This is a genomic window from Halorubrum tibetense (assembly GCF_042661865.1).
Taxonomy (GTDB): domain Archaea; phylum Halobacteriota; class Halobacteria; order Halobacteriales; family Haloferacaceae; genus Halorubrum; species Halorubrum tibetense.
Window position 1 is genome coordinate 1 of record NZ_JBHSWW010000103.1, and the last position, 9,987, is coordinate 9,987.

Consider the following 9,987-nt stretch of genomic DNA (forward strand, 5'->3'; position numbering starts at 1 on the left):
CCTCGGTCGGGTCGGACCCGCTCGAGGACGCGTTCGGCGGCGATCCGTCCGAGCCGGGGACAGGCTCCGACGCTGCCCCGGACGAACCGGACGCGTTCGAGGGGTCGCCCTTCGAGAGCGCCGGCGTCGAGGACGACGACCTCGCCGCGGAGGTCGCCTCCCTCCGACAGGCAGTGGAAGCACAGTCCGAGCGCCTCGACCGGCAGTCGGAGCTCATCGAGCGACTCATCGAGGAGCTCCGGCGCGGTCGCTGAGCGACCGCCTCCGATCAGTCGGCGTCGCGGCCGGTCACCTTCCGCACACACGAGGAGCCGAACGGCCCCAGCTCGCCGGCGTCCAGCCGGACGAAGTGCCCGGTCGTGATCGACGCGCCACACCGACGACACTCGAACTCCCCCTCGCGGGAGACCACCTGGCTGTCGTAGTCGACGTACGTCCCGCCCCGGTTGACTCGAAGCCGGGCGTTCTCCCGGTCGATGACCCCTCGCTTCTCGGCGGCGTCGAGTATCTCTCTGGTGAGCGAAGGGCTCGTCGTCACCGTCTCGATCCGGTCGATCGCGTCCGCGAGCGGGAGCTCGTCGTGTTCGAGGTTCGCCAGCAGCTCGACTCCGAGCTCGCGTTTCTCTTCCCGGCTCGCCGACCCACTCACGCTCGTCCGAACGGACGGGGGTCGTATAAATTCGGTCGACATCCCGCCGTCGTGACCGCGGACAGCAAGACAGTTACCGCGCGGCCGACTGGTGCGGATATGGACGTACTGGAGGTCGCCAACCGCGCGATCGCGACCGGGCCGGTGTGTGACGCCTGTCTGGGCCGGCTCGTCGCCGATCGGAGCTTCGGGCTGTCGAACGCCGATCGGGGGTCCGCGCTGCGGACCGCGCTCGCACTCCGCGACGACGTCGACTTCGAGCCGGTCGACACGGCGGACTGCTGGGTGTGTGAGGGGTACTGTGCCGCGTTCGACGCGTGGGCCGAGCGCGCCGTCGAGGCGGTTTCGGATGTCGAGTTCGCGACGTACAACGTCGGAACGCGTCCCCCGCCGCTGATCGAGGAGAACGAGACGCTACTGCGCGAGGAGGCGGGGGTCGCGTCGGACGCGGGCGAGCCGTTCAAATCCGAGTTCAACCGCGAGGTCGGCAAACGGTTCGGTCGGCTAACCGACGCGGAGGTCTCCTTCGACCGCCCGGACGTCCAGTTCACGATCGATCTCGGCGAGGACACGCTGGACACGAAAGTGAACTCGACGTTCGTGTACGGCCGCTATCGCAAGCTGGAGCGTGATATCCCGCAGACCGAGTGGCCCTGTCGGGAGTGTCACGGCTCGGGGGTGGCCGGCCACGAACCGTGTGACCACTGCGGCGGGTCGGGATACCTCTACGACGACAGCGTCGAGGAGTTCACCGCGCCGGTGATCGAGGACGTGCTGGACGGGACGGAGGCGACGTTCCACGGGGCGGGCCGCGAGGACGTCGACGCGCGGATGCTCGGCACCGGCCGACCGTTCGTGGTTGAGATCGCGGAGCCGCGTCGCCGCCGGGCCGACGTCGACCGGCTCCAGGCCGACATCAACGCGTTCGCCGACGGGGCCGTCGAGGTCGAGGGGCTCCGGCTGGCGACCTACGACATGGTCGAGCGGGTGAAGGAGCTCGACGCCTCGAAGCGCTACCGTGCGGAGGTCGCCTTCGACGACGACGTGAGCGAGTCGGACCTCGCGGACGCGATCGCGACGCTCGAAGGCGCGACCGTCGAGCAGTACACGCCGAACCGTGTCGACCATCGGCGAGCGAGCCTGACCCGCGAGCGTGACGTGTACGAAGCCGACGCCGAGCTCGTCGACCCGCGCCACGCTATCGTGGAGATCCACGGCGCTGGCGGATTGTATATAAAAGAGCTCGTGTCGAGCGACGAGGGCCGGACGGAGCCGAGCCTCGCGGGACTCCTCGGGGTTGGTGCGACGGTCACCGCCCTCGACGTACTCGCGGTCGAGGGCGAATCGGAGCCGTTCGAGCGGGAGGCGTTCTTCCGGGACTGACCGGACGGGTCCGCGCTTCGAGAGGTGAAGCGAATGAACAGTGTGGCGGAGCGACCGTATATAAGTGATCGAGCGATGTCGATGTTAACCGTATACGCTCTTGTGAAGCAGATTGTTGATATTGCTCGCTTCAGAAGAATCGGAACAGAAACCAGTCGCTTGAGCGCCTGAAGTCTGGAATCTCATTCAATGTACAAGTGGATGAGATCGAAATATCCGTTACAGCAGAGTGTGCAGACGGAACAAAATTTGGCCGGCTGATCAATTTACCATCAGACGAAGCGCGACTGACCGATAACAACATCGACGATGACCGAGAGAGCTTCTTCGATGAGTCATTCCCTGGCCTCGATTCGGATTCTGCACTGCATAGAGATGGACCCAACCCGTTTGGCCCTGGTGATAAGATACAGTTCAGAATCACCAGCGGGGATTGTGATCTGCAGGCAGGGAGTTCAGTCATGGTGCAGGTCATTCATATCCCGTCGGAGACCATCATCGTCGAGGAAACGCTGATCGCTTCCTGAATAGCGCCGCCACAGGAGGTCCGAACCCGTGGTAGCGAGTTCGGTAGTGGAGGAGGACCAGAACAGAGAATCGGGTGCCGATACTACTGACCCCTGATAGCGATTACGCCCGCTTCCGTGATCGTATACACGTCCCCGAACGCGACTGCCGGCGCGCCAGCCAGCGCGAGGTCCTCGTGCCAGCGGAGGGTACCGCTTGCACGGTCGAAAATGGCAAGCCCGCCGGGACCGCCGAGTACGACTGCGTCGTTTGCGACGATCGGCGGAAAGACGTGCTGCTGGTCACCGACGAACGCTTCGAGCGGTCTATCGACCTCCGAACTCCACTGTCGCGTTCCGTCGGGACCGTCGAGGGCGACGAGGACGTCGGTTTCGTGGGGAGCGTACACCGTCCCCTCCCCGTCGACGGCGACGCCGGACCGGAACCCCCGGTCGTCGGTCCGCCAGCGGAGTTCACCGTCTGCGATGTCGACACCGATCGTCTCACCGCCGGCGACGACGACAGCGGTTCCGTCCCACAGAGCGGGTGCGCGCCGGGGTGGCTGGCCGGGGAGTTCGATCTCCCAGTCGACGTTCCAGCGCTCGTCGTATCCGACGAGCAGACCGTCGGGTGTGTCACCGACCCGGAGGGCCTGCACTGCGCCATCGGATCCGACTGCCAGCCCCGCGGTCGATCCAGACTCCCGAGCGCGTTCGGTGTCGATCGTCTCTCCTCCCTCCGGATCGATCCGCGCTACCGCGGTCGTGGTGTACAGCTCCGACCGATCACCGATCAGTTCGTCGCCGACCCAGAGGCCGGTATCCTGGGCCCAGACCGGGTTACCGTCGTCGATTCGCCACAGCCGGTAGCTGGTGTGAACGAACGTGTCCCCGTCGGCAACGACGGGCGTCGGCGTCCGGTCGTACTCGCCGTCGCGAGCGTCGGTGAGGTCGTCGAGCGTCCACCGCAGTCCAGGATCCGTCCGATCGACAGCTACCGGCGCGAACTCGGGGTCGGCCGCAGTCGCGTACACTGCGTCGGTGGTGGGGACGACGCCCGGTGTAGACCGCGCGAGCCGCGGGTGATCCGGTGGTGTTGCTATCGGGTCGTCCCAGCCCCAGAGCCGTTCGACCTCGAACGACTCGGACAGGGTCGTGTCTGCCCGCCCCGTCGCGGCGACGTCGCCGCGGTACGTCGTCCATCCGCTGGTCTGGTCGCTGCTGCCGGAATCCGATCCCGGTTCGCTATCGCCTTCTCCACTCTCAAAACGACTGAGACAGCCAGCGAGAGCGAACGGAGCGCAAGCCAAAATGGTTCGTCGGATTGGCATAGTTTCAGTTCAGCAGGTCGATCCACCGTCGTTGAATCCGATCGAGTGCGTTTCCTGGTAGGTGTCGGGATCGTTCGGGTCGATATCGACCCACTCTCCGGTCGCAATGACGTGCCCGACAGGTTGGATCGGCGGACTGTGCGGCGGGTTCACGCAGTCGGTCCGGTCGACGTCGGCGGCAGACACCGGATCCAGGTGCGCGGTGAACTCCTGTGTGTGATCACTCTCGATTTCGACGACCCACTTGCCGTAGTTGGCCCACGGGTCGCTCTCGTCGAGTGTCTGTACGTCGGCCTGTTCGTAGTATCCCCCACCGGACGCAGTGATTCCGGGCGGCCACGAGATGTTTACCCCGACCTCCCAAGACTCTCCGTGTGTTCCAATGAGCTTGCTCTTCGGGTATCGGTCGCCGTTGCTCATGTCCGCGTTGGATGCCCAGTCGTGTTCCACTTCGAGCCCGACGTTCCGGATCGTATCGTCTGGTGCCGTGAGCCCGCCCCCACCCATTTCAGCGAAGGAAACGAACCCGTACGCGTCGTTCTCTTCCGAGTCGGAGTGCTTCCGGTGGCAGGTCGCATTGAGATAGAGGTTTCCGGTCGAACTAACGTGGTCCTCTTCGACATCGTCGATCGTGACCCAGTCGTCGAAGTCCCCAGTAGTCGTCGTATCGACGTCACCCATCGCCCCCACTCCCGAGGCACCGCCAGTTTGCCGATCGATATGGTCGTCGGCGCGGTCGTGGACGTGTTCGATGCGGCGACTCCGTCCGGATCGATCCGAACGTTCGTGATAGTAACCAAAGTACTCCCGGGGAGCCCCATCCAGGACGAGGTTGTACGCCACGATATCCTCGCGGTTCGTTTCGGGCAGTGCAAACGCCGGGGAATCGACGGCTGCGTCGAGTAGCTCTCCGTGGCGATTGACGAAAGCCTGCCGGGCATCGGCGATCTGTTCGAACGGGATTGTCGATTCCGACCTCATACGCACGACTGGGGTTCCGTTCTCGTGGGTGAACGGGTCTTCATCTTCCCGGCTCTCGCCGGCCGCAACGCCGGAGAGTACGGTCGCGCCGCCCAGTCCGAGTAGTCCCAGTGCAGTTCTCCGGGTGAGTCTGCTGTCGGACATGACAGTGAGAAACCACAAATTAGGATTTATATATCTTACGCTCTTGTGTAGCACATTGTTGATTTCACAGCGTCGCTTTGATGGCGTGTTTGAGCGCGCTTCGTCCCGGTTTTCTGTATACGCTCTTGCGTAGTACATTGTTGATGTAGAGTCTTCTTGCGGTTTCACGCTCTTCGTAATTGAATGGGATTCCAGACTTCAGGCGCTCAAGCGACTGGTTTCTGTTCCGATTCTTCTGAAGCGAGCAATATCAACAATCTGCTTCACAAGAGCGTAACCGTATATAAGTGATCGAGCGATGTCGGTGTCGGCTATTTATAAGTAGACGAGCGGTGTTGGTGTCGGCTGTTGATCCGTGAGTGACGACCTCGGCGCGAACGCCACCGACGGCCCACCCGTCCGCTCGGCGGCGTTCAGTCGCCGCCGAGGATGACTCGGTGTGTCATCGCTTCGGGGTCGAGCACCTCGTCGGCCTCCGCCTCCGTGAGGTATCCCTCCTCGACGGCGACCTGTCGAACTGTCTTCCCCTCGTCGAGCGCCTGCTTGGCCACCTTCGAGGCCTTGTCGTAGCCGATCGCGGGGTTCAGCGCGGTCGCCAGCGCCATCGCTTCCTCGACGCGTTCCGCACAGTGCTCCTCGTTGGCCTCCAGCTTCCCGACGAAGCGCTCGCCGAACGTCTCGGCGGCGTTCGCCAACAGCTCGGCCGACTGGAGGAAGTTGTACGCGAGCACCGGTTTATATAGGTTCAGGTCGAGCTCGCCGCGCGCCGCCCCGGCCGAGACCGCGGCGTCGTTGCCGACGACCTGCTTGTGGACCTGGTTCACGGACTCGGCGACGACCGGGTTGATCTTCCCCGGCATGATCGAGGAGCCGGGCTGGTTTTCGGGCTGTTCGATCTCGCCGAGGCCGTTTCGAGGGCCCGACGCGAGCAGCCGGAGATCGTTGGCGATCTTGTTGAGGCTGCCAGCGACTGTGCGGAGCGCGCCGTGCGCCTCTCCCATGGCGTCGTGGGCGGCCTGCGCCTCGAAGTGGTTGTCCGCTTCGCGGAACGTCGTCCCCGTCTCGTCGGAGATGTACTCCGCGGCGAGCTCGGGGAACTCGGGATGGGTGTTGAGGCCGGTCCCGACCGCCGTCCCTCCGAGCGCGAGCTCGCGGAGGCTCGACCGGACGCCCGCCACGCGGTCGATCCCCTTCGCGACCTGCGTTCGGTAGCCGCCGAACTCCTGGCCGAGCCGGACCGGCGTCGCATCCTGGAGATGGGTGCGGCCGGTCTTGACGACGCCGTCGAACGCCGCCTCCTTTGCCTCGAGCTCGGCGTGGAGGGTTTCGAGGGCGGGTATGAGGTCTTTCTCGACGGCTTCGAGAGCGGCGACGTGCATCGCCGTCGGGATCACGTCGTTCGACGACTGGCCGTAGTTGACGTGGTCGTTGGGGTGGACGACCCGGTCGCCGATCTCCGCGCCGGCGATCTCGGCCGCGCGGTTCGCGATCACTTCGTTGGCGTTCATGTTGGAGGAGGTTCCCGACCCCGTCTGGAACACGTCGACCGGGAACTGGTCGTCGTGCTCGCCGGCGATCACTTCGTCGGCGGCGGCGGCGATGGCGTCCGCGGTGTCCGCCTCGAGGAGGCCCAGGTCGCGGTTCGCCTGCGCCGCCGCCTTCTTCACCACGCCGAGCGCGCGAACGAACCGCCGTCCGAACGTGATCCCCGAGATGGGGAAGTTCTCGACGGCTCGCTGGGTCTGTGCGCCCCAGTACGCGTCGGCCGGTACCTGCATCTCGCCGAGGCTGTCCTCCTCCGTGCGGTAGTCCTCGCCCATGCGCGCTCGTTCTCCGGAGACGTGGTAAAGTCTACTGGATGGCGGCGGACGACGGGACGCGGACCGTAGTCACCGGATCTGGGAACCGACGTCGACCCTACCAGACGAACCGACGTCGACCCTACCAGACGAACCGACGTCGACCCTACCAGACGAACCGACGTCGACCCTACCAGACGAACCGACGTCGACCCCAACCGACGGACCGAAGTCGACGCCGGTCGAATCCCCCGTATGGAGATCGAGTGTCGGTTCTTCGGACCGTTCCGCGAGGCGGTCGACGGAAATCGGGTCGTACTCGACATCGACGCCGACACCTACGGCGAGCTCTTGGCCCTGCTGGAGGACCGCTATCCGGAACTCGCCGGTCGCCTGGTCGATGGCGATGGGGGGTTCGCCGGGAGCACCGTTGTGACGCGGAACGGGACGGACCTCAGACACCTCGACGGCCTCGATACCCCGGTCCAGGAGGGCGACGTGGTCCGTACGATCCCGTCCGTCTACGGCGGCTGTACCGCGGGGCGAACCTGAAGGGCCGTTCGACGCCGAGCCGCCCCCGCCGCATCGCTTTTGACGACACCCGTCGAAGATGAGGTATGCGCGCCCTCGTCTACCTCGTCGTCGGTATCGTCGGACTGCTCGAGACGCTCCTGCCCGGCGTCTTCGTGGACGCGTTCACCCGCGCCGCGTACCGTGACACGGCGGCGGTGAAGCCACGCTCGTGGTTCCGGACCGTCGTTCGGATCGAGGGTGCGATCCTCGTCCTCTTCGGCCTGATCGGACTGTTCCGAACCGCTCGGAGCGCCCGCGCGACGAACGCCGACGCGGCACGCGACGACGCCGCGACCCCCGACACCGCGAGCGTCGACGCCGCGACCCGCTGAATCGCTGAGTTCCCGGTCGTTCGAGACTCGGTGGGTCGACCCCTCGCTCCCGCGGGTCGACCTCTCACCCCCGCGGATCCGACCCGAGTCACCCGAAACTATATTTCAGGTCCGTCGGACATCTCCGTCATGCACGCGCCCGCTGACGGAGACGGTGTGGACTCCGAATCGCGGATACGGGTCCTCCACGTCGACGACGACGAGGCGTTCGGGGATCTCGTCTCGACGTATCTCGAACGGATCGACGACGCGTTCGAGGTCCGCTCGGAGCCTGACGGTGAGACGGCGTTGGCGGCGCTCGACTCGACGACGTTCGACTGCGTCGTCAGCGATTACGACATGCCGGGGGTGAGCGGCCTCGAGCTTCTCGATCGGATCCGGGAGCGCGACTCGGAGCTCCCGTTCGTCCTGTTCACCGGAAAGGGGAGCGAGGAGATCGCCAGCGACGCGATCGCGGCCGGTGCCACGGATTACCTCCAGAAGGCGGGCGGTGCGGATCAGTACACCGTGCTCGCGAACCGCGTCCGCAACGCGGTCGACCAGTACCGCTCGAAGCGCGCGCTTGCGGCGAGCCAGGAACGCCTCTCACGGTTCATCGAACAGTCCCCGCTCGGAACTATCGAGTACGACGAGGGGTTCCGGATCGTCCGAGCGAACCCCGCGGCCGAGGAGATACTCGGTTACGACGCCGAGACGCTCGTCGAGGGGACGTGGATGCCGTTCGTCCCGACGGACCAACGACGCGCCGTCGCGGCGATCGAGCGGGAGCTCCTCGCGAACCGCGGCGGCTACCGCAGCGTCAACGAGAACGTCACGGCGGACGGGGACCGGATCCTGTGCGCGTGGCACAATCAGGTGGTGACGGACGACGACGGCGAGGTGATACGCGTGTTCTCACAGTTCGAGGACATCACGGACCGCGAGCGACGGAAGCGCGCGGTCGAGCGGACGAACGCGGTGTTGTCGTCCGTGTTCGACACCCTCCCCCATGGGGTGCTCGTCGAGGACGCCGACAGGTACGTGCTGGCGGCCAACGACCGGCTACTCGACCTGTTCGATGTGGACGCCGCGTCTACCGACGTCACCGGGACTGACTGTGTGGCGTTCGCCCGCGAGGTGAGCGACCGGTTCAGGGACTCCGACGCGTTCCTCGCGGGTATCGATCGGGTCATCGACGCGGCCGAGCCCGTCCGGGGTGAGCGGCTCCCGCTCGCGGATGAGGGGGCGCTCCTTCGGTCCTACCGACCGATCGACCTCCCCGAGGGGCGTGGCCACCTGTGGTTGTATCAGGACGCGGACAGGCAGGCGTAACGGGCTCAGTCGTCGTCCCCGGGTCGTGGCTCGTGTCGACCGCTTTCGCCGGTCCGGAGCACGTGGCACGCGCGACACCGCGCCTCGTAGGACTCCTCCGCACCGACGAGGATCGTGGGATCGTCGACGTGAGCGGGCTCGCCCTCGATGAGCCGTTGGTTCCGCGTCGCGGGCTCGCCACACTGCGAGCAGATGGCCCGGAGCTTGTCGACGTACTCGGCGGTCGCCATCAGCTCCGGGACGGGCTCGAACGGCTCGCCGCGGAACGTCTGGTCGAGGCCGGAGACGATCACTCGCACCCCGCGGTTCGCGAGCGTATCACAGACATCGACGAGCGCCGGCGAGAAGAAGTTGGCCTCGTCGATGGCGACGACCTCAGCATCCGGAGCCGTATCGAGGATCTCGCGGGGACCGTCTCCCTCGTTGTCGATCACAGTCGCCTCCCACTGGCGACCGTTGTGGCTTCCGATCGTCGTCTCGCCGTATCGGTCGTCGACCGCGGGTTTATAAACAGCGACGGACTGACCGGCGATCTCCGAGCGGCGGAGCCGCCGCAGGAGCTCCTCGGTCTTCCCGGAGAACATCGACCCGGTGATGACCTCAATCCACCCGGTTCGGGTGATCGCGTGCATGCGATAACGGGCACCTGCCAGCGACTAAACGGTTTCTCTCCCGCCGTCGGCGCGCTCGGTTCTCACCCGGTGACGGGCGTCCAGTTCCCCCCGGTGACGGACAGCCAGTTTTCCCCAGCGACGGGCGTCCGTCTCGGAGGTAGCGTCCGCCGGGTCGTCCCCGTCCACACGCGCCGTTACGCCCCGGCGAGGAGCGCGTCGGCGCCCGCGACGAGGGCCACGGCGACGACGACGTACGTCACCGCACAGACGGCCCAATCACGCCGAACCGGGGCCAGTCGTTGTCGCGGCAGCCCGACCGCCCGCGGCAGGGGGACGAGCGCGAAGAACCCGACCATCAGCGCGG

General features: G+C 65.9%; 10 protein-coding genes and 1 pseudogene. 6 read left to right on the forward strand and 5 right to left on the reverse strand.

What is annotated here, in order from left to right; all coding sequences use genetic code 11:
• Positions 1–254, forward strand: a pseudogene (locus ACFQEU_RS08420) (DUF7115 domain-containing protein); the annotation flags it as partial.
• Positions 255–268: 14 nt separating this feature from the next.
• On the opposite strand, the gene ACFQEU_RS08425 reads toward ACFQEU_RS08420, so the two are convergent.
• Positions 269–691, reverse strand: coding sequence for a DUF5830 family protein (locus ACFQEU_RS08425; protein ID WP_379781135.1), 423 nt, complete (start codon positions 689–691; stop codon positions 269–271).
• A gap of 57 nt (positions 692–748) precedes the next feature.
• Between ACFQEU_RS08425 and ACFQEU_RS08430 the strand changes: the two genes are divergently transcribed.
• Both ACFQEU_RS08430 and ACFQEU_RS08435 read left to right on the forward strand, forming a co-directional pair.
• Positions 749–2,032, forward strand: coding sequence for a tRNA pseudouridine(54/55) synthase Pus10 (locus tag ACFQEU_RS08430; protein WP_379781137.1), 1,284 nt, complete (start codon positions 749–751; stop codon positions 2,030–2,032).
• Between the two features lie 197 nt (positions 2,033–2,229).
• Positions 2,230–2,559 (forward strand): hypothetical protein, encoded by a 330-nt coding sequence (locus ACFQEU_RS08435; protein ID WP_379781139.1) that lies wholly within the window; start codon positions 2,230–2,232, stop codon positions 2,557–2,559.
• An 83-nt stretch (positions 2,560–2,642) separates the two neighbouring features.
• On the opposite strand, the gene ACFQEU_RS08440 is transcribed toward ACFQEU_RS08435, so the two are convergent.
• From ACFQEU_RS08440 to ACFQEU_RS08450, 3 genes are all read right to left on the reverse strand, one after another.
• Complete coding sequence (locus ACFQEU_RS08440; protein WP_379781140.1) at positions 2,643–3,848, reverse strand: outer membrane protein assembly factor BamB family protein; 1,206 nt, start codon at positions 3,846–3,848, stop codon at positions 2,643–2,645.
• 30 nt (positions 3,849–3,878) lie between these two features.
• On the reverse strand, positions 3,879–4,994 hold the full coding sequence (locus ACFQEU_RS08445; protein ID WP_379781142.1) for a hypothetical protein: 1,116 nt from the start codon (positions 4,992–4,994) through the stop codon (positions 3,879–3,881).
• 413 nt (positions 4,995–5,407) lie between these two features.
• On the reverse strand, positions 5,408–6,814 hold the full coding sequence (locus ACFQEU_RS08450; protein WP_379781144.1) for a class II fumarate hydratase: 1,407 nt from the start codon (positions 6,812–6,814) through the stop codon (positions 5,408–5,410).
• A gap of 234 nt (positions 6,815–7,048) precedes the next feature.
• On the opposite strand from ACFQEU_RS08450, the gene ACFQEU_RS08455 reads away from it, so the two are divergent.
• From ACFQEU_RS08455 to ACFQEU_RS08465, 3 genes are all read left to right on the forward strand, one after another.
• A complete protein-coding gene (locus ACFQEU_RS08455; RefSeq protein WP_379781146.1) occupies positions 7,049–7,345 on the forward strand; it encodes a ubiquitin-like small modifier protein 1 in 297 nt (98 codons plus the stop codon).
• Between the two features lie 65 nt (positions 7,346–7,410).
• Positions 7,411–7,698: a hypothetical protein gene (locus ACFQEU_RS08460; RefSeq protein ID WP_379781148.1), complete on the forward strand. Its 288-nt coding sequence runs from the start codon at positions 7,411–7,413 to the stop codon at positions 7,696–7,698.
• 129 nt (positions 7,699–7,827) lie between these two features.
• Positions 7,828–9,009, forward strand: a complete 1,182-nt coding sequence (locus ACFQEU_RS08465) for a hybrid sensor histidine kinase/response regulator (RefSeq protein WP_379781150.1) — start codon at positions 7,828–7,830, stop codon at positions 9,007–9,009.
• Between the two features lie 5 nt (positions 9,010–9,014).
• Here ACFQEU_RS08465 and ACFQEU_RS08470 read toward each other — a convergent pair whose 3' ends face one another.
• The gene (locus ACFQEU_RS08470; RefSeq protein WP_379781152.1) at positions 9,015–9,641 is read right to left on the reverse strand and encodes a thymidine kinase; all 627 of its coding nucleotides are present in this window, start codon (positions 9,639–9,641) and stop codon (positions 9,015–9,017) included.
• Positions 9,642–9,987 lie beyond the last annotated feature (346 nt).

Coding starts and splice junctions, on each gene's coding strand:
- ACFQEU_RS08425 (WP_379781135.1), bottom strand. CDS start 691: ATGTCGACCGAATTTATACGACCCCCGTCCGTTCGGACGAGCGTGAGT.
- ACFQEU_RS08430 (WP_379781137.1), top strand. CDS start 749: ATGGACGTACTGGAGGTCGCCAACCGCGCGATCGCGACCGGGCCGGTG.
- ACFQEU_RS08445 (WP_379781142.1), bottom strand. CDS start 4,994: ATGTCCGACAGCAGACTCACCCGGAGAACTGCACTGGGACTACTCGGA.
- ACFQEU_RS08450 (WP_379781144.1), bottom strand. CDS start 6,814: ATGGGCGAGGACTACCGCACGGAGGAGGACAGCCTCGGCGAGATGCAG.
- ACFQEU_RS08455 (WP_379781146.1), top strand. CDS start 7,049: ATGGAGATCGAGTGTCGGTTCTTCGGACCGTTCCGCGAGGCGGTCGAC.
- ACFQEU_RS08460 (WP_379781148.1), top strand. CDS start 7,411: ATGCGCGCCCTCGTCTACCTCGTCGTCGGTATCGTCGGACTGCTCGAG.
- ACFQEU_RS08465 (WP_379781150.1), top strand. CDS start 7,828: ATGCACGCGCCCGCTGACGGAGACGGTGTGGACTCCGAATCGCGGATA.
- ACFQEU_RS08470 (WP_379781152.1), bottom strand. CDS start 9,641: ATGCACGCGATCACCCGAACCGGGTGGATTGAGGTCATCACCGGGTCG.